The sequence below is a fragment of the Rathayibacter oskolensis genome (assembly GCF_900177245.1).
GTDB classification, from domain to species: domain Bacteria; phylum Actinomycetota; class Actinomycetes; order Actinomycetales; family Microbacteriaceae; genus Rathayibacter; species Rathayibacter oskolensis.
The window spans coordinates 727,120-749,904 of the sequence record NZ_FXBM01000002.1 but is presented as its reverse complement, the minus strand read 5'-3'; the positions used below and the strand labels follow the sequence as shown (position 1 = coordinate 749,904).

Here is a 22,785-nt window from a genome sequence, read left to right as displayed (position 1 = left end):
TCAGATTCCTTCCGTGATGAGGGTGGGGCGTTCGACGACCGACGGCCGCCGCATGGTGTTCGGCCAGTACGTCGCGAGCGAGAGGGCGGACACGAGGTCGCCGTGCCCCTCGCCCGCCCGCCGCTCGAACTCGATCGAGTCGCGACCACTGGCGGTGATTTTCTGCCGGAACGACAGCAGCTCGTGCTCCAGGACCGGGCCCAGCGGGAGCCCGTCAGCGACCTTCAGGCGGCCTTGCTGGAGCGGCACGAGCACGGAGGCGAAGAGGTCCGCCTTCGGCACGTTCGGACCGTTCCGCTCACGCCCGCGGGTGACGGTGATCGGCTGAGGACGGGCGCATCCGAAGCGGTCACGCCTCCACTCGACGTGGAACATGTCGACGACGGCGCGGGCTCCGGCCTACGGCCCCAGCGGTTCCACGACCTCCGGCACCTCTTCGCCAGCCTGGCGCTCTCGAACGGCGAGGACATGGCGGTCGTGTCGAAGATCATGGGCCACTCGAACTCGGTGATCACGCGCGACCTGTACGCGCACCTCGTCGGCGAGAAGGCACGCGACGCGGTCGCGGGTGTCGCCTCGCTCCTGACGCCCCTCCGACCCGATGTGCTCACAAGTGTGCTCACGGGAACGAAAGAAGCCCCGACGCTGACCCTCTGAGAGGGCCTGTCGAGGCTTCGATTGGCGGTATTCCGCGGATGTGGCGAGTGAGGGATTCGAACCCCCGAAGGCTACGCCGTCTGATTTACAGTCAGATCCCTTTGGCCGCTAGGGTAACTCGCCGTGGCGCACCCGACCGGGAGTCGTGCTCTCGACCGAAGGCGCTGGACAAGGATACCCACGGGGGCGGTGGATCGGAAATCGCGGCGTGGCCGCGGTCAGTCGGCCGCCGCGGCGTAGCGCGATGCGGCTTCGGCGACCTTGCCTGCGTAGCTGCCGGCGGGGTTGTAGGCGGCGATGGCCGCGCGCCAGCCCGACTCTGTCGAGAGGTCGCCGCCCGCCTCGCAGAGGTAGCGGGCCGCGGTGACGGCCTGCTGGTCGACGTTCTGCGGATCCCAGCCGCTGGAGGCCCAGGCCATCCAGGTCGCCGGGATGATCTGCAGCGGGCCCATCGCGCGGTCGACCTCGGAGTCGCCGTCGAGCGCTCCTCCGTCGTTGTCCTCGACGAGGTCGAATCGGGTGCCGTCGAGGCGGGGTCCGTAGATCGGCTCGCTGGGGCGGCCGTCCTCGCCGAGGGCGCCTCCGAAGATCGTCCCGTGGCGGCTCTCGACGTAGCCGATGCCCGCGAGAGTGGCCCAGTCGAGCCGGCAGTCGGGGTCGACGGCCGAGGTCAGCAGCGCTGTGCCCGCGTAGGCGGTGAGCGCCCGCTCGGGGATGCCGCTGCCCTCTGCGGTGCTCGCGAGCCAGTCGGCGCTCGTGAGGAGGCGGACGGGGGTCGCCTCCGTCTCCGCCGGGTCCTCGAGCAGCGCGGGATCCGCCGCGACGGGTTCGCCGACCGTGGGCGGCACGGTGACCACTCCGCCCTCGTACTCGATGGTCGATCCGGAGCAGCCCGCGAGCAGCGCGCCGATGACGGGCACGAGCAGGAGGAACGGGAGGCGGCGCACCCTCCAGTCGTAGCAGGGGCGCCTTGGAGCAGGCCCGGCCGAGGCCCGAAAGCTAAGCTCGGAGGCATGGCAGATTCTACGTTCGACGTCGTCAGCAAGGTCGACAAGATGGAGGCGGACAACGCCCTGAACCAGGCCCACAAGGAGGTCGAGCAGCGCTACGACTTCAAGAACGTCGGCGCCTCGATCGCCTGGAGCGGCGAGAAGATCCTGATCAAGGCGAACACCGAGGAGCGCGCGAACGCCATCCTCGACGTGTTCCAGACCAAGCTCATCAAGCGCGGCATCAGCCTCAAGAGCCTCGACTCGGGCGAGCCCTTCGCCTCGGGCAAGGAGTACCGGATCGAATCGACCCTCAAGGACGGCATCGATCAGGAGCACGCCAAGAAGATCAACAAGCTGATCCGGGACGAGGCCCCCAAGTCGGTCAAGTCGCAGATCCAGGGTGACGAGCTGCGCGTCTCGTCGAAGAGCCGCGACGACCTGCAGGCGACGATGGCGCTGCTGCGCGGGGCCGACCTCGACCTCGACCTGCAGTTCGTCAACTTCCGCTGAGGGATGTCGCCGACAGGAGCACGCGCATGACCGCCGGGATCGACGAGCCCGACCGCCGGGGCCGCACGGGACTCGATCGGGAGGGCTACGACCTCACCGCCACCCCCGACGTGGTGGTGAAGGAGGTGACCCTCCTCTCGAGCCACTGGTACATCCTCCGGACCACCGAGTTCGAGTACCGGCACCGCGACGGCCACTGGAGCACCGAGCACCGCGAGACGTACGACCGCGGGAACGGCGCGGCCGTGCTCCTCTACGACCCGGAGTCTCGGACCGTGGTCCTCGTGCGGCAGTTCCGCTACCCGACGTACGTCAACGGCAACCTCGACGGCATGCTCCTCGAGGTGCCGGCCGGCCTCCTCGACGAGGACGGTCCGGAGGAGGGTGCCCGCCGCGAGGCGGAGGAGGAGACCGGTCTCGAGGTCGGCCGGCTCGAGCACGTCTTCGACTCGTACATGAGCCCGGGGTCGATCACCGAGATGCTGCACTTCTACGCCGGGCGCTACCGCGCGGGCTCGCGCCAGGGCGTCCACGCGGGGCTCGCCGACGAGGGCGAGGACACCGAGCTGGTCGAGCTGTCGTTCGACGAGGCGCTCGCCCAGATCGGCGTGCAGATCGTCGACGCCAAGACGATCATGCTGCTGCAGTGGGCGGCGTTGAGCGGCCCCTTCTCGCGCTGACCCGGCCCTCGGCCGGGCTCAGCCCACGTACGCCCGCAGCGCCCGCGCCGTGAGGGTGTCGGCCGACGCGACCAGCTCGGCCGGCGTCCCCTCGAAGACGATCGAGCCGCCCTCGTGGCCGGCTCCGGGGCCCACGTCGATGATCCAGTCGGCGTGGGCCATCAGCGCCTGGTGGTGCTCGATGACGATCACCGAGTTGCCGGAGTCGACCAGCCGGTCGAGCAGACCCAGCAGGTTGTCGACGTCGGCCAGGTGCAGACCGGTCGTGGGCTCGTCGAGGATGTAGATCGATCCCTTCGAGGCCATGTTGATGGCGAGCTTGAGGCGCTGCCGCTCACCGCCCGAGAGGGTGTTCAGCGGCTGCCCGAGCGTGAGGTAGCCGAGTCCGACATCGACCAGGCGGGCGAGGATCGTGTGCGCCGGCCCGGAGCCGAAGAAGTCGGCCGCCTCGACTATCGGCAGCGAGAGCACCTCGTGGATGTTCTTCCCGTCGAGCCGGTACTCGAGGACCTCGGCCGTGAACCGCTTGCCCTCGCACTCCTCGCAGACCGACGAGACCGTCGCGGCCGGGCCGAGCTCGGTGAAGATCAGTCCGGCGCCCTTGCAGACCGGGCAGGCGCCCGCGGAGTTCGCGCTGAAGAGCGCCGGCTTGACCTTGTTCGCCTTCGCGAACGCCGCGCGGATGGAGTCGAGCACGCCCGTGTAGGTCGCGGGGTTGCTCCTCCGGGAGCCGCGGATCGGCGACTGGTCGGCGACGATGACTCCCTCGCGTCTGGCCAGGGACCCGTGGATCAGGGAGGACTTGCCGGATCCGGCGACCCCCGTCACGACGGCCAGCACCCCCAGGGGCACATCGACGTCGACACCCCGGAGGTTGTGGGTGGCGGCCCCGCGGATCTCGGCCGCTCCGCGCGGGCGACGCACCGACTCCTTCAGCGGCACCCGGTGGTCGAGGTGGCGCCCGGTGAGGGTGTCGGAGCCGCGGAGATCGTCGACCGACCCCTCGAAGCGGATCTCGCCGCCGTGCGCTCCCGCCCGCGGCCCCAGGTCGACGATGTGATCGGCGACCCGGATGATCTCGGGCTTGTGCTCGACGACCAGCACCGTGTTGCCCTTGTCGCGGAGCTGCCGCAGCAGCTCGACGACCCGCGACACGTCGTGCGGATGGAGCCCCGCCGTCGGCTCGTCGAAGACGTAGGTGATGTCGGTGAGGCTCGAGCCGAGGTGCCGCACCATCTTGACCCTCTGCGCCTCGCCGCCCGAGAGCGTGCCCGACTCGCGATCGAGCGAGAGGTAGCCGAGCCCCACCTGCACGAGCGAGTCGAGGGTGCCGAGCAGCGTCTCGACGATCGGGGCGACGGAGGGATCGCGCACGCCCCGCAGCCACTCGGCCAGGTCCGTCGCCTGCATCGATGAGCACTCGGCGATGTTGCGGCCCTCGATGAGGGAGGAGAGCGCCGCCCGCGTCAGCCGGGCGCCGCCGCACTCGGGGCAGGCCGCGAAGGTGGCCACGCGCTCGGCGAACGCCCGGATGTGCGCCTGCGCCGCCTCCTTCGCGAGGTAGAGCCGGGTGACCTTGACCACGAGGCCCTCGTAGGTCAGGTTCATCCCCGCGATCGCCATCTTCGTGGCGGGCCGGTAGAGGAAGTCGTCGAGCTGCTCGGGGGTGAACTCGGCGATCGGCACATCGGAGGGGTAGAGGCCCGACTCGGCGAGGCTCTTCCAGTACCAGCCGCCGACGACGAAGTTGGGGATGGCGTCGAGGGCGCCGTCGTCGAGCGACTTCGACCGGTCGAACAGCGCGTCGAGGTCGATGTCGGAGACGCGGCCCGTGCCCTCGCACCGAGGGCACATCCCCTCGGGCAGGTTGAACGAGAAGGCTCCGCTCGTGCCGACGTGGGGGTCGCCGATGCGGCTGAAGAGGATGCGCAGCATCGTGTAGGCGTCGGTGGCGGTGCCCACGGTCGAGCGGGCGTTCGCGCCCATCCGCTCCTGGTCGACGACGATCGTCGCGGACAGGCCGTCGAGCGACTCGACGTCGGGCCGGGCGGGCGACCCCATGAACTGCTGGAGGAACGCGGAGTAGGTCTCGTTGATCAGGCGCTGCGACTCGGCGGCGATGGTGCCGAACACGAGCGACGACTTGCCGGAGCCCGAGACGCCGGTGAAGACCGTGATGCGGCGCTTGGGGATGTCGACGTCGACTCCGCGCAGATTGTTCTGGCGGGCGCCGCGCACCCGGATGACGTCGTGCGGGCCTGCAGTGGTCATGGCGTCCCTGTCCTCGTGGTTGCCCGCATGATACGGGAGGCCTCCGACATGCGCGCGACGACGACGAAGGGCCCCCCGGATCTCCGGAGGGCCCTGATGGAGGAGCGTCAGCTCGGGACGGTCTCGGACCTGGAGATCGCGATCATGTCCTCGCGCGGCACGACCTTCACGCGGACGCGCCCCTCGGGGGCGCCGAGCGCCATCTCGTGCTCGTCGAGGCGGTGCCAGCCGTCGAGGTCGGTGTAGGCGATCTCGCGCTCCTCGAGGAGCGCCACGACCGCCGACTCCTCCGGGTGCACCGGGGTCCACCACGACGCCTGGTCGTTGAGCACGTGCGCCACGGTCTCCATCGCATCGGACTTCGTGTGGCCGATGAGGCCGACCGGTCCACGCTTGATCCAGCCGGTCGCGTAGACGCCGTGGACCGGCTGGTCCTCGTCGTCCAGGACCATGCCCTCGCGGTTCGGGATCACTCCGCGGCGCTCGTCGAACGGCAGCCCGTCGAGCGGGGAGCCGAAGTACCCCACCGCGCGGTAGACGGCCTGGACCGCGATCTCGCGGATCTCGCCCGTGCCGCGCACGCCGCCCTCGCCGTCCGGCTCGGTGCGCTCGTAGCGGATCGCCGCGACCCGCCCCTCGTCGTCGCCGACGAGCTCGAGCGGCTTGGCCCAGAAGTGCAGGTGGAGGCGTCGCGACGCCGTCCCCGTCTCGCGGGTGCGCCACTGGTTCAGCACCCGGTTGATGACCATGACCTGCTTGTTGGTCTCGATCGCCGCCTGCGACGCCGGGTCCATCACGAAGTCCTCGTCGGCGACGATCATGTCGACGTCGCGCAGCTCGCCGAGCTCGCGGAGCTCCAGCGGCGTGAACTTCACCTGGGCCGGCCCCCGGCGCCCGAACACGTGCACGTCGGTCACGGGCGAGGCCTTGAGGCCCTCGTAGACGTTCGGCGGCACCTCGGTGGGGAGGAGGTCGTCGGCGTGCTTCGCCAGCATCCGCGACACGTCGAGCGCCACGTTGCCGTTGCCGATCACCGCGACGGAGGCGGCCTCGAGCGGCCAGGTGCGCGGCACGTCGGGGTGGCCGTCGAACCAGCTGACGAACTCGGCAGCGCCGTAGGAGCCCTCGAGATCGATGCCCGGGATGTCGAGCGGGGCGTCGCGGATGGCTCCCGTCGAGAAGATCACGGCGTGGTAGTGCCGCTTCAGGTCCTCGAGCGTGATGTCGGAGCCGAAGTGCACGTTGCCGAAGATCCGGATGTCACCGCGATCGAGGACCTCGCGCAGCGCCGTGACGATGCCCTTGATCCTCGGGTGGTCGGGCGCGACGCCGTAGCGCACGAGACCGTAGGGCGCCGGAAGCTGCTCGAACAGGTCGATCGAGACGTCGAACTTCTTCTCGGCCTTGATCATGAGGTCGGCGGCGTAGATGCCCGCGGGCCCCGCGCCGACGATGGCCAGCCTGAGCTTGGTCATTGCGTTCCTCCTGCCGGGGCGCCGTGGCGCGCGTCCGGTCTCATTCCTGCGGCGCTGGAGTGCGCCGCGACGATCGGTGTCAGCCGTTGCGGTCGACGACCGTGTCCGCGAAGCGCGTGAGCGCCTTGCGGACGGAGCCGTCGGGCAGCGGGGCGAGGGCGGCGACGGCCTCGTCGGCCCAGCGGTGGGCCTCGGCGAGGGTCTGCGCCGTCACCTCGTGGTCGCGCAGCTCGGCGATGGCCTCGGTGATGTCGGCGCTCTGCTCGTCGGTGTGCGCGATCTCGTCGTGCGAGCGGCTCACGTAGCTCTCGATGCGCGCGAGCAGTGCCGAGGCCCGCCCGTCCGAGGCCGCGCGCTCGCGCAGGCGCAGGATCGGGAGGGTCGACACACCCGCGCGGATGTCCGTCCCCGGGTTCTTCCCGGTCTCCTCCGGCTGCGGCGAGAGGTCGATGACGTCGTCGACGATCTGGAAGGCGACGCCGATCTTCTCACCGAAGACCCGCACCGCCTCCTCGAACTCGGCGGGCGCCTCCGAGAACACGACGCCGGTTCGGGCGGCGGCCGCGATCAGCGAGCCGGTCTTGTCGGCGAGGACGGCCAGGTAGTGCTCGACCGGGTCCTCACCGGCGCTGGGGCCGACCGTCTCGTGCAGCTGACCGAGGACCAGCCGCTCGAAGGTGTCGGTCTGGAGTCGGATCGCGCGCTCGCCGAGCTCGGTCATCAACTGGTTGGCGCGGGCGAAGAGCAGGTCGCCCGTGAGGATCGCGACGTTGTTGCCCCAGACCGTCTGCGCCGAGGGGACGCCGCGGCGCTTCTCCGCCTCGTCCATCACGTCGTCGTGGTAGAGGGAGCCGAGGTGGGTGATCTCGATGGCCTGCGCGGCGCTGAGAACCTCGGGAGTGTTGCCTCGGCCCAGCTGCGCGGCGAGCAGGGTGAGCATCGGACGGACCCGCTTGCCGCCGGCCTCGAGGAGGTACCGCGTGGAGACGTCGGCGACCGCGTCGGCGAAGGACAGCTGGTGGATCATCCCCGCTTCGACCTGCTCCAGCCCGTCGTCGATCGTGCGCGCGAGGGCGCGATCGGTGGCCGATGAGAAGATGCGCTCGGAGAGGCCGAGCTGCGCCGTCAACGACGGACTGCGGCGGGCGACGGGCGCACTGGCGTTCACACTGAAACCCTAACGTCTCGCCCCGAGGGGCCTCCCGCGCGCATCAGCCGGCCGCGATCGGCTTGATCCCGCGGTGCAGCGCGACGATCCCCGCGGTCAGGTTCTTGTACGCGACGCGCTCGAAGCCGGCCTCGCGGAGCCAGGCCGCGACGACCTTCTGCTCGGGCCAGGCCCTGATCGACTCTCCGAGGTAGTCGTAGGCGGGGTCGTTCGACGACGCCAGCCGCACGATCGCGGGCATCACCCTCGAGAGGTACAGGTCGTAGGCGAGGGCGAGCGGCGCCAGCGGAGGCGTCGAGAACTCGCAGATCACGACGCGCCCGCCCGGCTTGACCACGCGGTGGAACTCGGCGAGCGCCGTGCGCGGTTCTGCGACGTTGCGCAGACCGAACGAGATCGTGACGGCGTCGAAGGAGTCGTCCTCGAACGGCAGGTCCATCGCGTCGGCGTGCACGAACTCGATGCGCTCGTCGTCGGCGTGGCGGCGGCGGCCGACCGAGATCATCCCGCGGGAGAAGTCGGCGGCGACGACCTGCGCGCCCGACCGGGCCAGCGACGCGCTCGATGTGCCGGTTCCGGCGGCGACGTCGAGGATCCGCTCGCCGGCGACCGGGTTGACCGCGCGCGTCGTCGCGATGCGCCAGAGGTGATCGTTGCCGACGGAGAGGACGGTGTTCGTCAGGTCGTAGGCGGGCGCCACCGTGTCGAACATGGCTGCGACCTCGTCGGGTCGCTTGGTGAGGTCTGCCTTAGTCACGATCGTCAAGTCTAGGCGGCGGGGCGTCGCGGCGGCTGTGCATCCGCCCTCTCACGGCGTCGATCGAGGTCGTGGCGCGTCTGTGCGAGTGCCGGGACCGCCCTGCTCCGCCTAGCCCGGCGGCCCCGGCCGGATCACGCTAGCAGTGCACCCCCGCGCGAGGGGCTCCACGGCGTAGAACCGCTCATCTTCCGACGCAGGCGTACTCTGAAGGAGTGACGCTCATCGGCGCCGGGGCCCCTCCTCTCCACGTGGGGACGATCCCGCTGGACACCCCGCAGGAGCTGATCCCGCTGATCGACCCGCACCACCCGCTGCTGTGGCAGCGGCGCGGAACGGGGCTCGCGGGCATCGGCGAAGCCCTGCGCCTCGAGTTCTCGGGGCCGCACCGCCTGCGCGAGGCGGCCGACGCGTGGCGCGCCCTGTCCGCCTCCGCCGTCGTCGAGGACCCGCTGGGCCTGCCCGGCACGGGCCTTGTCGCCTTCGGCGCCTTCGCGTTCTCCGGCCGGTCGGAGTCGCGCAGCGTCCTGATCGTGCCGCACACCGTCATCGGCACCCGGGGCGGCCGCTCGTGGCTCACCCGCATCTCGGCGACCGCCGAGGAGGCGCAGCTCCCGCCCGCCCCGTCGGCTCCGCCCCTCGGCGACGCGTTCGGCGCCGCTCTCGCGCCCGGCACGATGACCCCCGAGGCCTACCGCGAGGCGGTCGCCTCCGCGGTCGGCACCATCCGCTCCGGTGCCCTCGAGAAGGTGGTGCTCGCCCGCGATCTGGTGGGCCGCCTCCCCCGCGACGCCGACCTCCGCCGCATCCTGCACGACTTCGCGAGCGGGTACCCCGACTGCTGGACGTTCGCGGTCGACGGGTTCCTCGGCGCGAGCCCCGAGACGCTCGTGGGCGTCGATCACGGCGCCGTCACGGCGCGCGTGCTCGCGGGCACCAGCGCGCGCGGAGGAGACGCCGCCGAGGACGCCGCCGTCGTGCAGGAGCTCCTCGGCAGCGCCAAGGACCGCTCGGAGCACGCCTTCGCGATCGAGAGCCTGCTGCGCGCGCTCCGGCCGCACACCGGCTCGCTGACGACGAGCGCCGAGCCCTTCGCGCTGGAGCTGCCCAACCTCTTCCACCTCGCGACCGACGTCCGCGGGACGCTCGACGACGCCTCCACCGCCCTCGACCTCGTCGACGCCCTGCACCCGACCGCCGCCGTCGCGGGCACCCCCACCGACCGGGCCATCGCGCTGCTCGAGGAGCTCGAGCCCTTCGACCGCGGCCGGTACGCGGGTCCGGTCGGCTGGATCGACGGCAACGGCGACGGCGAGTGGGCGGTGGGCCTGCGCAGCGCCGAGGTCTCCGGCGACGGCGCGGTCACGGCCTGGGCCGGAGCGGGCATCGTCGCCGACAGCGACCCCGACTCCGAGCTCGCCGAGACGCGGATGAAGTTCCGCCCCGTCCTCGACGCCCTGGGCTGACGGTTCGGCGGGCTCAGCGCGGCAGCGGGATCTCGACGATGCCCGGCCCGTCGCCCGGTGACGTGAGCGCCTGCTCGAGCTCGCCGCGCGTGGTCACCCGGCGGTGGCTCCAGCCGTAGGCGCGCGCGAGCGCTTCGAGATCGACCGCCTGCGGAGTGAACTGCACCCGGTCGAACGCGTCCGGGTGCGAGGTCGACTTGACCTCGAGACCGTCGAAGATGGTGCCGCCTCCGTCGTTGACCACCACGAGCTGCACCCGCGGTCTCCGCTCGCCGGGGGCCAGCAGCAGCCCGCCCGCCTCGTGGAGCAGGGTCAGATCGCCGAGGACCACGCGGGTGACGCCTCCGGCCCCGCGCTCGGTCGACTGCGACACCGTCGCGATGCCGAGGGCGGTCGAGACCGTGCCGTCGATGCCGGCGAGACCGCGATTGGAGTGCACGGTCACCTTCTTGCCCGGCAGCGTGCCGTCGGCGATGCGGATGAGCCGGGAGGCGCCGAAGAGGAGGCGGTCGTGCGGCCAGGTCACGCGCCACACCGCCGAGACGACGAACTCGCGCGTCAGCGGCGCGCGCACGGCGGCGAGAGCGTTGCGGGCGTACCCGCGGCGGTCCTCGACCGACATGGTGCCGCCGTCGGGAGCCTCCTCGATCGCATCGGGATCGGACGCCTCGAGCAGGGTGCGGCTCGCGAAGACCCACGATCCCGCCCATGCCCGCTCGCTGCGCTCGGGACGCGGCGCCCCCTCGGCACGGACCACCTCGACGCCCCCGACCCGCCGCGCGCGGCGACCCGGGTTGTAGAACTCGCGGCGCCCGTGGTCGACCACGATCACCTCGACGTCGTCGCGGCGGAGCAGCTCGGGCACCTCCCGCGAGAGCGTGGGGTGGCCGAGGACGATCGCGCGTCGGATGCGCCCGCCGAACTCGGCCTCGCCGAGCAGTCGACGCCAGGCCACCACCAGCTGCGGGCCGAAGCGCGCGCCGGAGGAGACCTCGGCCAGCAGCGGCCAGTCACCGGAGCGGGCGATCGCCTCGGCCCCGGCACCCGCCTTGTCGCCCGCGATGACCACCGTCAGCGGCTCGTCGGGACCCGCGGTCACCGTCTCGAGCACCGCCTCCGGCGGCGTCGACGCCGCGAGGGAGACCGAGCCCGCGACGGGGACCTCGAACGGCGGGAGGCGTGAGGAGAGCGGATCGCGGAACGCGAGGTTGAGGTGCACCGGGCCGCCGGGACGAAGGGCGGCGGCCACCGCACGGTCGGCCAGGTCGGAGGCCCGCTCGGGCAGCGATCCGGCGTCCGCCGCCGGCACGTCCTCGAACAGACGCACGGCGCGTCCGAAGAGCTCGAGCTGGTCGGTCGTCTGGTTGGAGCGGATTCCCCGCAGCTCCTCCGGGCGGTCGGCCGTCAGGACGATCAGCGGGACGTCGGACGCATCGGCCTCGAGCACCGCCGGGTGGAGGTTCGCGGTCGCCGTGCCCGAGGTCGTCACCACGACGGCGGGACGCCCGGACTCGAGGGCGAGCCCGAGCGCGAGGAACCCTGCCGAGCGCTCGTCGACACGCACGTGCAGACGGACGCTCCCCCGCGTCTCGAGCTCGGCCGCGACGAGCGCGAGCGCCTGCGAGCGGGAGCCCGGGGCCACGACGACGTCGCGGACGCCGAGCGCGACGAAGCGGAGGAGGAGGTCGACCGCGAAGCGTGTGGAGGGGGCGACCGGGAGGTGGTCAGGCATCCCGTCGGCCGGAGCCGTCGGCCTCTCCCGGCTCGTCCAGGTCGGCGAGGTCGCGCTCGAGCTGGGCGATGCGCTCCGCCTGCTCGCGCTCCTTCTCGGGGTCGCGCTCACGGCGGAGGGTGCCGAGGAAGTCGGGGTCGTCGTCGGGAGCGGTGAAGCGGCGGTTCTCGGCGCGCTGCTTGCGCGGACGGCCGATCCAGAACCACAGCCCGGCTCCGATGAGGGGCAGCAGGAGCACCACGAGCAGCCAGGACCACTTGGGGATCGCCCGCACGCCGCGGCGGTTGCTCAGAGCCACGTCGATCACGGTGTAGACCGTGAAGACGGCGAGGGCCACGAGCAGGCCGATGACAAGGCGGATCATGAACTGAGTCTACGTCCGGCGCGCTCTCGTGGACCCGGCGCACGGTCGCTGGACAGGGAGCTCCAGGCGTGCTCTCGGGCCGGTGCGCGAGGGCCGACGTACACTGAGCCGGTGAAACTGAGCCGCGCGGTCGTCGTCTACTCGCTCCTGCGCCTGGCCATGTTCGCCGGCGTCTTCGTGCTGGTGTACCTGCCGGCGCGCAACTTCGTCGACTCCGAGCTCACTGCGGCGGTCACCGCCGGCTTCGTGGCGGCGATCGCGAGCATGTCGCTGTCGTACATCGTGCTGCGGGGGCCCCGCGAGCGCATCGCGGAGGCGATCTACGAGCGCCGCAAGAATGTGCCGCGCGCCCCCACCGACGACGACGTCGAGGACGCCGCGGTCGACGCTGCCCGCGACGAGCGCTAGCGGTATCGAGCCTGCTGGCGGCTCAGAACGCGAGCGCCGCGCCCAGGATCGCCGCGTAGGCGAGCCCGCCGAGGCTCGTCAGCTGGAGCGCGAGGATCAGCTCCTTCGCGGTGCGCGCGGTGAGGGTGATCAGGATCGCCGGCAGGACCGCCAGCAGCACGAACAGCGTCAGCCAGGCCAGCGGGTAGAACAGCGCGAGGACCACGGCGATCCCGAACGGCACGAGCACGAAAGCGCTGTAGATCGCCCGCGAGACGGTCGGACCGGTCAGGACGGCGAGCGTGCGCTTGCCCGAGAGGCGGTCGGTCGGGATGTCGCGGATGTTGTTGACCATCAGGACCGCGCAGGCGAACAGGCCCGCGGCGACTCCGCCGAGCCACGACTCCTGATTGGCGCGCCCGATCTGCACGAACGTGGTGCCGACGGTGGCCACGAGACCGAAGAAGACGAACACGAACAGCTCGCCCAGCCCGAGGTAGCCGTAGGGGCGGCGGCCACCGGTGTAGAACCACGCCGCGGCGATGGCGGCGGCGCCCACGATGAGGAACCACCAGTAGCCGGAGAGGATCGTGAGGGCGAGCCCCGCCGCACCGGCCAGGCCGAAGAAGACGAGCGCGACGGTGAGCACGTGCTTCGGCTTCGCGGCTCCGGAGCCGGTCAGGCGCGACGGACCGACGCGGTTGGCGTCGGTGCCGCGGACGCCGTCGGAGTAGTCGTTGGCGTAGTTCACGCCGATCTGGAGCGCGAGCGACACGGCGAGGCAGAGCAGGGCGCGCACCCAGTGCCAGCCCTCGTCGGTCACCTGGGTCGCTCCGGTGCCGATCAGCACGGGCGCGATGGCCAGCGGGAGGGTCCGCAGTCGTGCTCCGGCGATCCACTCGCGGGGACCGGCGGGCTTCACCTGGACCTTCTGCGGGTTGCCGCCGGGGCGGCCGCTCCGAGGCTTCACCGACGGCTTCTTCTTGCGACTCGTACTCGACACGGAGGGAATCCTACCGAGTGGCCCGGGAGCCGCCTGGCGCCCGGACGTGAGCGAGCCGAGAGGTCGCCCGAGCGCTCAGGTGCCCTCGACGGCCGCCCTCTCGAGCGCTCGCCGGTCGGGTTTGCCCGACGCGAGCAGCGGGATGGACGCGACCCGGAGGATCGCGGCCGGGGCCGCCGCCCGACCGAGCGCCTCGGCAGCGGTGGCGCGCAGCTCGGCGAGCTCCGGGGGCTCGCCGGCCGTGACGACGACGGGCACCTCTCCCCAGCGCTCGTCGGCGCGGCGCACGACCACGGCGTCGGGCACCCCCGCTTCGCGGAGCACCCGCTCGACCGCGTCGAGTGACACCTTCTCTCCCCCCGAGACGATGACGCGGTCGAGCCGGCCCGTGACGCTCAAGCGACCGTCGACGATCGACCCGGCATCGCCGGTGCGGTACCAGCGTGCGCCGTCGAGCGAGACGAAGGCGGAGTCGGTCCGCTCGGGGTCGAGGGCTCCGCTCGCATCGAGGTAGCCGTCGGCGAGCGTCGGCCCGCCGAGGAGCACCTGACCGTCCTCGACGCGCATCCGCACGTCGCGCAGCGGAGCCCCATCGTAGACGCAGCCGCCGGCGGTCTCGCTCGAGCCGTAGGTCAGCCGGATGCGCACGCCGAGCGCCGCGGCCCGCTCGCGCAGCTGGAGCGGGGTCGCCTGCCCGCCGATCAGGAGCGCGTCGAAGGAGCGCAGCGTCTCGGCGCCGGCGGCGTCCCCCTCGGCCCGATCGAGGAGCCGCGCGAGCTGCACCGGCACGAGGGAGGAGTAGCGCCGCTCCCCCGCGGGCATCGTGCGGGCGAGATCGAGGAAGTCGGCCGCGTCGAAGCTCGCCGGAGCCAGCACGGCGGGGTCGGCATCCGCGGTCAGGGAGCGCACCAGCACCTGCACGCCCGCGACGTAGTGCGTCGGCAGGCAGAGCAGCCAGCGCCCGGGGCCGCCGAGCTCGGCCAGAGCGGCGGCGGCACTCGTGAGCAGCGCCGACGTGGCCAGGGCGACGCGCTTGGGAGGGCCGGAGGATCCGGAGGTCTCGACGACGACGGCGACCCGCTGGGGAACCCTCGCCTCGGCCTGCTCCGCAGCGGGGCCCGGGGCGCCCGGAGCAGCGATCCGCACGGCGGGTCCGCTCCCGTCGAGCGCGGCGCGCAGGGCGATCAGCACCGCCTCGGGGGCGGGATCGACCGCGACGAGCGGGCGGGTCACCTCCGCACCGTGCCGCTCAGAACTGCCACGGGAACGGCGACCAGTCGGGCTGCCGCTTCTCGAGGAACGAGTCGCGCCCCTCGACGGCCTCATCGGTGCCGTAGGCGAGACGGGTGGTCTCGCCGGCGAAGAGCTGCTGGCCGACCAGGCCGTCGTCGACGGCGTTGAAGGCGTACTTGAGCATCCGGATCGCCGTCGGCGACTTGGTCAGGATCGTCTCGGCCCACTCGAGGGCCGTCGCCTCGAGCTCGGCGTGCGGGACGACGGCGTTGACCGCCCCCATCTCGTAGGCGCGCTGGGCCGAGTACTCCCGGGCGAGGAAGAACACCTCGCGGGCCGCCTTCTGCCCGATCTGCCGGGCGAAGTAGGCCGAGCCGTAGCCCGCGTCGAACGAGCCGACATCGGCGTCGGTCTGCTTGAAGCGCCCGTGCTCGGCCGAGGCGATGGTGAGGTCGCAGACGACGTGGAGGGAGTGGCCGCCTCCCGCCGCCCAACCGGGAACGGCGGCGATGACGACCTTCGGCATGAAGCGGATGAGGCGCTGCACCTCGAGGATGTGCAGGCGGCCGTTGCGCGCGGCGTCGATGCCCTCGGCGGTCTCGCCGTCGGAGTAGCGGTAGCCGTCGCGGCCCCTGATGCGCTGGTCGCCTCCGGAGCAGAACGCCCAGCCGCCGTCGCGGGGGCTCGGCCCGTTCCCGGTGAGGATCACGACGCCGATCCTGGGGTTCGTCCGGGCGTCCTCGAGGGCGCGGAACAGCTCGTCGACCGTCCGCGGGCGGAAGGCGTTGCGCACCTCGGGGCGGTCGAACGCCACCCGGGCGACGCGACCCGTGCGGTCGTGGTGGTAGGTGATGTCCTCGAGACCGTCGAAGCCGTCGACCGGCGCCCAGCGGCGCGCGTCGAACAGCTCGGAAACCTGCGTGCTCATGGCCTCGACCCTACTTGCGGTGACGGTTCCCACTGGTCGAGCAGCCCGCAGGGGTGTACCGAGACCCACGTCATCCGGGGCGATACTCCCGCTCCGCGGGCTACTCGATCAGTAGGCAGGGCCCGCTCCGCGGGCGGGAACGACGAAGGGCCCCGCTCTCGCGGGGCCCTCGTCGCGTGCTCGGTGCTACTTCGCGGTGGAGGTGCGGCGGTTCTCGGCCGACACCATCCAGGCGTACTGCTCGAGGCTCTGGATGATCGCGTGGAGGAGATCCGCGCTGGTCGGGTCCTCCTCGTCGACCTGGTCGTGGACCTCGCGCATGGTCGCCGCGGTGTTCTCGAGGCGGATGGTGACGAGGTCGACCGTCTCGGCGGTGTCGATCTCGCCGTGCGGGTACTCGGGCAGCGTGGTGGTCGCCGCGACGGTGTCGCTGCGTCCGTCCGGGATGCCGTGCAGGGCGCGCATGCGCTCGGCGATGTCGTCGCTGAACTCGCGGGCCGCCTCGATGATCTCGTCGAGCTGGAGGTGGAGGTCGCGGAAGTTCTTGCCGACGACGTTCCAGTGGGCCTGCTTGCCCTGGACGTGCAGCTCGATCAGGTCGACGAGGACGATCTGGAGGCTGTCGAGCAGCTCCTTGGAGGCCTTGAAGCCCTTCTCGGCGTTCTGGCGGCGGCTGGTCTTGGCGCCGGAGCCGGCGGGGGCTTCGGTGTGGCGTTCGAGGGTGGTGGTCATGGACCGATCCTTTCTCTGACAGTGCCGGGGTGCGGAAACCCCGACTCCGAGTGTGGCGTGCTCGGCTGGGTGCCTCCCGGGCGTCGAGCCGCGCACCGTGGTGGTCGACGGGGCCGTCCGGGGGATGCCTCCGGTCTACGCGCCCGGCTCGAGGGCCTCAAGCGGCTTGCGCGAACGCCTCGGCGGGTCTAGCCCGCTTCAGTCCTTCCCGCCCGCCTTCTCGGGAGCGAGCTCCTCGATCGTGATCGCGGCGTTGATGAGGGCCAGATGGCTGAGCCCCTGCGGCAGGTTGCCCCAGAACGCGAGGTCGTCGACCGCGATCATCTCGGACATGATGCCGACGTCGTTCGGGATCGTCGCGACGAGGTCGTCCATCAGGGCGACCGCCTCCTCCTGCCGGCCGACGCACGCGAGCGCCGACGCGAGCCAGAACGAGCAGGCGACGAAGGGGTGCTCCTCCCCCTCCATCCCGGAGTAGCGGAACATCAGCGACCCGCGGCCGAGCTCCGCGACGAGGGCGTCGATCGTCGAGATCATCCGCTCGCCGCGCTCGTAGCCGCTCGGAGCGTGCAGCAGGACGGAGGCGTCCAGCTCCTCGCTGCCCGGGTACATCACGTAGGAGCCGAGGGCCTCGGACCAGCAGTTCTCCTCGATCCAGTCGCGGATGCGGTCGCGCTCGAAGCGCCAGCGGTCGGTGCTGCCCGCGACCTGGCCGAGCTCGGCGAGGTGGACGGCGTCGTTCAGCGCCTGCCAGCAGCCCATCTTCGACGAGGTGTAGTGCTGCTCCTCCTCGAGCTCCCACATGCCGGCGTCGCGGTTGCGCCAGAGGTCGCAGGTCGTGTCGGCCACGCGCGAGAGAAGGCGCCCGGTCTGGATGTCGAGAACGTTGCCCTCGTCGACGTAGATGCGGCAGATGTCGAAGAGGTCGCCGAAGACGCCGAGCTGCAGCTGGCTCTGCGCGCCGTTGCCCGAGACCACCGGCCCGATCCCGTCCCAGCCCGGCACGTCGTACTCGACCACTCCGGTGGGCAGCGAGCCGTCGAGCGCATAGAAGATGTGCAGGTCGGGGCCGTGCTCCTTGATGGTGCGCAGGAGCCACGACAGCGCGGCGTGCGTCTCCTCGCGCAGCCCGAAGCGCACCAGCGCGTGGGCGGTGTAGGCGGCGTCGCGCACCCAGGCGAAGCGGTAGTCCCAGTTCTTGCCGCCGTTGGGCGACTCCGGGAGGGAGGTGGTCGCCGCGGCCGCGATCGCGCCCGTCGGCGAGTAGATCAGCAGCTTGAGCGCGAGCGCGCTGCGCTGCACCGCCTCGGCCCACGGTCCGTCGTACGAGAACTCCTCCGACCAGTCCTGCCAGCTCCGGATGGTGCGGTCGATGCCGCGGTCGACGTTGTGCGCGTCGGGGAAGTGCAGCGGTTCGTCGTGCGTGGCCGACACGACCAGGACGTGGCGGCTCTCCTCCTTCGCGGCCGAGACGACGAACGACCCGGTGAGCTCGTCGCCGGCTCCGGAGGGGGCGTGGTCGCCGTCGGGACCGTGACCCTCGCCGGTGACCCCGATGGTGATGTCACCGGCGCGGATGAGCGAGCGGCCGTCGGCGTTCTGGATCCACGGCGACATCGTGCCGAGCCCGGTGCCCGGCCGGACCGCCCAGCGCATGCGCACCTCGCCGTCGATGCCGTCGATCCGCCGGGCGAGCTCGGCCCACGGCAGGCGTCCGGCGATCCCGGTGACGAGCGCGTCGGTGACGCGCACGGTTCCAGAGGCAGTGGTGAAGGTCGTCTGCAGCACGTTCGTGTTGCGGAGGTACGCGCGCGACACCTCCGCCGGGTCCTCGGGCGAGAGCTCGACGCAGCCGCCGGAGCGGCCGTCGACCAGCGCGGCGAAGGCGGGAGTCGAGCCGAGGTCGGGCACGGGCATCCAGTCGACGCTGCCGTCGCGCGCGATCAGCGCCACCGTCCTCCCGTCGCCGATCGCCGCGTAGTCGCGCAAGGGTCTCGTCGCTCGGGGTTCCGCCATGCCCTCACGCTAGGCGGGAGCGACCGCCCGGGCGCGGGCTTGCGACCTCGACCGGATGCCGGTACCGGGCCGCGGCCGATCAGGTCGCGGCGACTCCGCCGAACTCCTCCATGCGGTCGGTGAACTCGGCGCGGTCGCCCTCCTCGAGGATGCTGTTCGCGTATCCGGCGAGGAACGCGCCCTGCTCCGACGGCGTGACTCCGACGTCGTCGAGCATCGCCTGCACCTCGCCCGAGGGGTCGGAGTCGAGGTCGACCAGGCCGAGCTCGATGGCGGGGACGGACTGCGTCGTCGAGTAGGCGGTCACCACCCAGAGGCTGGCGGAGGCCTCCTCGTCGGTGAGGTCGCCGCGGAAGTCGTAGCCCACCTGCGACCACTCGCCGGGAGTGTCGGCGATGTCGATCTCGTCGAACCCGAGCGGCGCGACGGCGGCGGTGAAGAGGTCGACGACCGCCTGCTTGTCGGCGGCGGTGCTCAGATCGGCCACGGCGTAGTCGGTGGCCGAGATGTAGTTGTAGAGGAGGGAGGGGCCGCCGTAGACGTTGTCGGTGCGCTCGTAGTACTCGTCGTCGGCCGACTCCCACTCGCCGATGACGGCGGCCTCGACCGCGGCGACCGCGGCCGTCGACACGGCGATCGCGGCCTCGGCCGAGGGCTGATCGAGCACGACCGCGGCGTCGCCGTCCTCGTAGCCGGGGTAGTCGAAGTACGGGTCGCTGGAGTCGCCCTCGGCGAAGGGGTCGTCGGTGGAGCCGAAGGGGTCGTCGGTCGAGCCGAAGGGGTCGTCCGTGAATCCGGGCACGTCCGTCGGCACGGCGTCGGCGGCGACGTCGACCGCCGCGCCCACGCTCAGCGCGAGCAGGCCGCCGAGGACCGCCGTGTAGAGCAGGCCGACGACGGCGCTCGAGGCGATCGCGATCCAGCCGCCGGTGCCGAGAGGACGGCGTCCGGAGGCGGGCTGTCCGGGCTGTCCGGGAGGAGTGGCCGGGGGCGTCGTCGGCGGGCCCATCGGGATCTGACTCATCGCGTTCCTCCGGTGTCGAGCGGCAGCCTCGCCAGTCTGGCACGGAGGGGCGCCCGGGTGGCGTGGGCGGGAGACCTCCCCGGGGCAGCGGGAGGGCCGAGTCGTACCGGCCCCTCCCGCCGCCGCGGGACCCGGTCAGTCGATCGCGTTCATCGCGGCTCCAAAGCCCTTCAGGCGCGCGACCGTCAGCGTTCCGACGGCCTGCGGCGCTCCCTCCGGCGAGAGGACGAACGCGTTGCGCGCGACGTAGAGCGCGCCGCTGCGCAGCTCGATCGCCGCGGGGGACGTGACCGCGAGACCCGTGATCGGCGTCGAGGCACCCGGGAGCACCAGGGCGACCCGGCCGGTGCCCTGGGGGCCGCCGTACAGCTCTGTGACCGCGATCGTGCCGGTGTAGCGGTCGACGGCGAGGCCGGTGGCGCTGATCAGCCCGGTCGCGACGGTGCGCACCTCGCCCGTGGCGGGGTTCACCTTCACGACCGAGCCGCGGGCACCGAGACTCGCGTCCTCCGGCCCGCCGGGGAGCGACGTCACGTAGAGCCAGCCGCCGGGGCCGACCTCGATGTCGGTCGGGACCGGCTCGAAGGAGTAGCCGTAACCGGCGGTGCAGGACGGGAACCCGAACGCCGCGGCGAGGTCTGCCGTGATGGTGACCGGAGCGGTCGCCGGCAGGACCGCGACGGTCGAGACCGCGCCGCCCGGAGCCACCTTGAGGATCGCGTTGCCCGCGGCGTCGGCGACGTAGACGCCCGCGCTGGTCGCCGCCGAGGCGTAGGGGTGCACGTCGACGACTCCGCTGTAGGAGGCGGGACCCGCGACGGCGGGATCGACCAGGGCGGCGCACTCCGAGGGCAGGCCGACGAAGCCGTAGGTGTTGACGGAGTCGGGGTTCGCGCTCGCCTCGTACGCGCCGAGATCGGCGAGGGTCACCGGCGCGCCGCCGGAGGTCGACACGGACTTCAGCAGCGCGGTGCCCTCCTCCTGGACGCCCTCGCTGTAGTAGACCGTCGACCCGCGGACCGACACCGAGCCGATCTCGGAGCCGGGAGCGCTCGCCGCGACCGAGGTGGTGCCGTCGGGGGCGACCCTGGTGAGCAGGCCGGCGAAGTTCTGCGCGACGTAGGCGGTGCCTCCGCCGTCGACCGCGAAGCTGAGGGGGGAGAAGAGGCCCGTTGCGCGGTCGGTGACCGAGACGAACGACAGCGGGGAGGGGGCGGCCTGAGCGGCCGGCGCGACTCCGAGGGCGGTGACCGCGGCGGCTGCTGCCGCCACGACGACGAGGCGTCTGTTCACGAGGTGCTCCTTTGCACTCGAGTGTGCGAGCGGAGCCGTCGCCGGGTCGACCGGTCCGGGGCTCCGACCGCGGCGGCGGGATGCCGATGGGCACAAGCTAGGACCGTTCGGACGTGTTGTCGAGGTACATCGGGGAGCGCTCTCCCGCCGCTGGTCGGCCGCCGCGCGGTCCTGCCGACCCGCGGCCCGGAGGACAATGGCCGCATGGACGACGACGTGCCCGGCTCCCCCCTCCCCTCCCTCGACGAGGTCGACGCCGGCCTGCGCGTCGTCTCACTGCCGTTGCGCACGCGCTTTCGCGGAGTGGACCACCGCGAGATCGCGCTGGTGCGCGGGCCCGAGGGCTGGACGGAGTTCTCGCCGTTCCTCGAGTACGGCGCCGAGGAGTCGGCCGCCTGGCTCCACGCCGCCCTCGACTACGGCTGGAACCCGCAGCCCGAGGTGCTCCGCGACCGGATCCCGGTGAACGCCACGGTCCCCGCGGTGGCGCCCGAGCTGGTCGCCGGGATCCTCGAGAGCTTCCACGGCTGCCGGACCGCGAAGGTCAAGGTCGCCGAGCGCGGGCAGACCCTCGCCGACGACGTCGCGCGTGTCGAGGAGGTGCGCCGGGCGCTCGGGCCGGAGGGTCGGATCCGCATCGACGCGAACGCGGCCTGGAACGTCGACGAGGCCGAGCACGCGTTCCACGCGATGGCCGCCTGCGATCTCGAGTACGTCGAGCAGCCGTGCGCGAGCATCGACGACCTCGTCGAGCTCCGCTACCGCGTGAAGTACATGGGCATCCCGATCGCGGCCGACGAGAGCGTCCGCAAGGCGTCCGATCCGCTCGCCGTCGCCCGGGCGGGAGCGGCCGACCTTCTGGTCGTGAAGGCGCAGCCCCTCGGCGGGGTGCGCCGTGCCCTCGCGATCACGGCGGAGGCGGGTCTCCCCGCCGTCGTCTCGAGCGCTCTCGACAGCTCGGTCGGGCTCGCGATGGGGGCGGCTCTCGCCGCGGCCCTGCCCGAGCTGCCCTACGACTGCGGTCTCGGCACGGCCTCGCTGCTCGCCGTCGATGTGACCGACCGACCGCTCCGCCCGGTCGACGGCTCCATCCCGGTGGGGCGCGTCGAGGTGTCGGAGGAGCTGCTCGCCCGGCACGCCGTGTCGCCCGAGCGTCTCGCGTGGTGGCGCGCGCGGCTGAGCGCGGCGTACGCCCTGCTCTGACCCTCAGCCCCTGGGGGCGATCACCGAGATGACCGCGGAGTCGTCCGCGGCGGCCAGTCCGTGGGCGGCGCCCAGGAGGAAGAGCTGCTCCGCCGCCGCAGCGACCGGGGTCGCGAGGCCCGCCCCGCGGGCGGCGGTCGTGACGATGCCCATGTCCTTCACGAAGATGTCGAGGCGGCTGAGCACCTCGGCGCCCTCCTCCGCCTGGAGCATCCGCGGCCCTCGGTTGGCGAGCATGAACGATCCGGCGGCGCCGGCCGAGAGCGTCTCGAGCGTCGCCGCGGGGTCGAGCCCGAGGGCGGAGGCGAGCGCCAGCGCCTCGGCACCCGCCGCGATGTGCACCCCGCACAGCAGCTGGTTGACCGTCTTGAAGGCCTGGCCGTCGCCCGGGCGGTCCCCGATCACGCTGAGGGTCGAGGCGAGCAGGTCGAGCACCGGCTGCGCCTTCTCGCGCGCCTCGGGAGTGGCGCCGACGACGATCAGCAGGTCGCCCTCTCCGGCGCGGACCGGCCCGCCGCTGAGGGGCGCGTCGACCAGTTCGACGCCGTGCTCGGCGAGCGCCGCCGCCACCTCGACGACGTCGGTGATGCCGACGGTGCTGGTCATGATGACGACCGAGCCGGGGAGGAGCGCCGACGCGATCCCCTCCGCCTCCGCGCCGCCGAAGAGGACCTCGCGCAGCTGAGCGCTGTTGCGGACCGCGAGGAGGGTCGCGTCGGCGCCGGACACCGCCTCGCGGGCGGAGCCGAACGGCCGGATGCCCGCCTCCCGCGCGAGCTCGAGGCGCGGCTCGGCGATGTCGAAGCCGTGGACGGTCAGCGAGCCGGCGAGGCGCGTGGCCATCGGCAGGCCCATGGCGCCGAGTCCGAGGACGGCGACGGTGTAGGGGGTCAT

At 72.3% G+C, this 22,785-nt stretch carries 22 protein-coding genes and 1 tRNA gene; 6 read left to right on the top strand and 17 right to left on the bottom strand.

The features are described 5' to 3' along the window. Window positions 1–282, bottom strand: a complete 282-nt coding sequence (locus B9Y99_RS18820; protein ID WP_165759618.1) for a hypothetical protein — start codon at window positions 280–282, stop codon at window positions 1–3. An 84-nt stretch (window positions 283–366) separates the two neighbouring features. Here B9Y99_RS18820 and B9Y99_RS18815 point away from each other — a divergent pair, with 84 nt between their 5' ends. Further along, the gene (locus B9Y99_RS18815; RefSeq protein ID WP_165759617.1) at window positions 367–657 is read left to right on the top strand and encodes a tyrosine-type recombinase/integrase; all 291 of its coding nucleotides are present in this window, start codon (window positions 367–369) and stop codon (window positions 655–657) included. A gap of 41 nt (window positions 658–698) precedes the next feature. Here B9Y99_RS18815 and B9Y99_RS12545 read toward each other — a convergent pair. Next, window positions 699–780: transfer RNA gene (locus B9Y99_RS12545), tRNA-Tyr, on the bottom strand. Window positions 781–875: 95 nt separating this feature from the next. After that, window positions 876–1,604, bottom strand: coding sequence for a hypothetical protein (locus B9Y99_RS12540; RefSeq protein ID WP_085476910.1), 729 nt, complete (start codon window positions 1,602–1,604; stop codon window positions 876–878). A gap of 66 nt (window positions 1,605–1,670) precedes the next feature. On the opposite strand from B9Y99_RS12540, the gene B9Y99_RS12535 reads away from it, so the two are divergent. Together B9Y99_RS12535 and B9Y99_RS12530 are read left to right on the top strand one after the other, a co-directional pair. Then, window positions 1,671–2,159: a YajQ family cyclic di-GMP-binding protein gene (locus tag B9Y99_RS12535; RefSeq protein WP_056041500.1), complete on the top strand. Its 489-nt coding sequence runs from the start codon at window positions 1,671–1,673 to the stop codon at window positions 2,157–2,159. A gap of 26 nt (window positions 2,160–2,185) precedes the next feature. After that, window positions 2,186–2,839: an NUDIX domain-containing protein gene (locus B9Y99_RS12530; RefSeq protein ID WP_085476909.1), complete on the top strand. Its 654-nt coding sequence runs from the start codon at window positions 2,186–2,188 to the stop codon at window positions 2,837–2,839. Between the two features lie 18 nt (window positions 2,840–2,857). Here the strand turns inward: B9Y99_RS12530 and B9Y99_RS12525 are convergent, their stop codons facing one another. The 4 genes from B9Y99_RS12525 to B9Y99_RS12510 form a co-directional block, all read right to left on the bottom strand. Continuing rightward, a complete protein-coding gene (locus B9Y99_RS12525; protein WP_085476908.1) occupies window positions 2,858–5,110 on the bottom strand; it encodes an ATP-binding cassette domain-containing protein in 2,253 nt (750 codons plus the stop codon). A gap of 107 nt (window positions 5,111–5,217) precedes the next feature. After that, a complete protein-coding gene (locus B9Y99_RS12520) occupies window positions 5,218–6,585 on the bottom strand; it encodes an FAD-dependent oxidoreductase (protein WP_085476907.1) in 1,368 nt (455 codons plus the stop codon). Between the two features lie 79 nt (window positions 6,586–6,664). Continuing rightward, window positions 6,665–7,753 (bottom strand): polyprenyl synthetase family protein, encoded by a 1,089-nt coding sequence (locus B9Y99_RS12515; RefSeq protein WP_085476906.1) that lies wholly within the window; start codon window positions 7,751–7,753, stop codon window positions 6,665–6,667. Between the two features lie 43 nt (window positions 7,754–7,796). Then, a complete protein-coding gene (locus B9Y99_RS12510; protein WP_085477399.1) occupies window positions 7,797–8,510 on the bottom strand; it encodes a demethylmenaquinone methyltransferase in 714 nt (237 codons plus the stop codon). Between the two features lie 215 nt (window positions 8,511–8,725). On the opposite strand from B9Y99_RS12510, the gene B9Y99_RS12505 reads away from it, so the two are divergent. After that, the gene (locus B9Y99_RS12505; RefSeq protein ID WP_425298482.1) at window positions 8,726–9,976 is read left to right on the top strand and encodes an isochorismate synthase; all 1,251 of its coding nucleotides are present in this window, start codon (window positions 8,726–8,728) and stop codon (window positions 9,974–9,976) included. Between the two features lie 13 nt (window positions 9,977–9,989). Here B9Y99_RS12505 and menD read toward each other — a convergent pair whose 3' ends face one another. Both menD and B9Y99_RS12495 read right to left on the bottom strand, forming a co-directional pair. Continuing rightward, window positions 9,990–11,708, bottom strand: coding sequence for a 2-succinyl-5-enolpyruvyl-6-hydroxy-3-cyclohexene-1-carboxylic-acid synthase (menD, locus tag B9Y99_RS12500; RefSeq protein ID WP_085476905.1), 1,719 nt, complete (start codon window positions 11,706–11,708; stop codon window positions 9,990–9,992). Further along, window positions 11,701–12,072: a PLDc N-terminal domain-containing protein gene (locus tag B9Y99_RS12495; protein WP_085476904.1), complete on the bottom strand. Its 372-nt coding sequence runs from the start codon at window positions 12,070–12,072 to the stop codon at window positions 11,701–11,703. The genes menD and B9Y99_RS12495 overlap by 8 nt, the downstream gene beginning before the upstream one ends. Window positions 12,073–12,183: 111 nt before the next feature. Between B9Y99_RS12495 and B9Y99_RS12490 the strand changes: the two genes are divergently transcribed. Beyond that, the gene (locus tag B9Y99_RS12490) at window positions 12,184–12,480 is read left to right on the top strand and encodes a DUF4229 domain-containing protein (RefSeq protein ID WP_085476903.1); all 297 of its coding nucleotides are present in this window, start codon (window positions 12,184–12,186) and stop codon (window positions 12,478–12,480) included. A 22-nt stretch (window positions 12,481–12,502) separates the two neighbouring features. Here the strand turns inward: B9Y99_RS12490 and B9Y99_RS12485 are convergent, their stop codons facing one another. The 7 genes from B9Y99_RS12485 to B9Y99_RS12455 all read right to left on the bottom strand — a co-directional run bounded on the left by B9Y99_RS12485 (window position 12,503) and on the right by B9Y99_RS12455 (window position 20,688). After that, on the bottom strand, window positions 12,503–13,462 hold the full coding sequence (locus B9Y99_RS12485; protein WP_425298481.1) for a 1,4-dihydroxy-2-naphthoate polyprenyltransferase: 960 nt from the start codon (window positions 13,460–13,462) through the stop codon (window positions 12,503–12,505). A gap of 75 nt (window positions 13,463–13,537) precedes the next feature. Continuing rightward, window positions 13,538–14,695: an AMP-binding protein gene (locus B9Y99_RS12480; protein ID WP_244274897.1), complete on the bottom strand. Its 1,158-nt coding sequence runs from the start codon at window positions 14,693–14,695 to the stop codon at window positions 13,538–13,540. 16 nt (window positions 14,696–14,711) lie between these two features. Further along, entirely contained in the window at window positions 14,712–15,623 is a 912-nt protein-coding gene (locus B9Y99_RS12475) for a 1,4-dihydroxy-2-naphthoyl-CoA synthase (RefSeq protein WP_085476901.1), read from the bottom strand. Window positions 15,624–15,809: 186 nt separating this feature from the next. Continuing rightward, window positions 15,810–16,355 (bottom strand): Dps family protein, encoded by a 546-nt coding sequence (locus tag B9Y99_RS12470; RefSeq protein WP_085476900.1) that lies wholly within the window; start codon window positions 16,353–16,355, stop codon window positions 15,810–15,812. A gap of 198 nt (window positions 16,356–16,553) precedes the next feature. Then, entirely contained in the window at window positions 16,554–18,371 is a 1,818-nt protein-coding gene (locus B9Y99_RS12465; RefSeq protein WP_085476899.1) for a glycoside hydrolase family 15 protein, read from the bottom strand. 79 nt (window positions 18,372–18,450) lie between these two features. Beyond that, window positions 18,451–19,395: a hypothetical protein gene (locus tag B9Y99_RS12460; RefSeq protein WP_085476898.1), complete on the bottom strand. Its 945-nt coding sequence runs from the start codon at window positions 19,393–19,395 to the stop codon at window positions 18,451–18,453. A 135-nt stretch (window positions 19,396–19,530) separates the two neighbouring features. Next, the gene (locus B9Y99_RS12455; protein WP_085476897.1) at window positions 19,531–20,688 is read right to left on the bottom strand and encodes a ScyD/ScyE family protein; all 1,158 of its coding nucleotides are present in this window, start codon (window positions 20,686–20,688) and stop codon (window positions 19,531–19,533) included. A 204-nt stretch (window positions 20,689–20,892) separates the two neighbouring features. Here B9Y99_RS12455 and B9Y99_RS12450 point away from each other — a divergent pair, with 204 nt between their 5' ends. Continuing rightward, window positions 20,893–21,891 carry an o-succinylbenzoate synthase gene (locus B9Y99_RS12450; RefSeq protein ID WP_085476896.1) on the top strand — a complete coding sequence of 333 codons (999 nt, stop codon included), beginning with the start codon at window positions 20,893–20,895 and terminating at the stop codon, window positions 21,889–21,891. A 3-nt stretch (window positions 21,892–21,894) separates the two neighbouring features. Here the strand turns inward: B9Y99_RS12450 and B9Y99_RS12445 are convergent, their stop codons facing one another. Further along, complete coding sequence (locus B9Y99_RS12445; protein WP_085476895.1) at window positions 21,895–22,785, bottom strand: NAD(P)-dependent oxidoreductase; 891 nt, start codon at window positions 22,783–22,785, stop codon at window positions 21,895–21,897.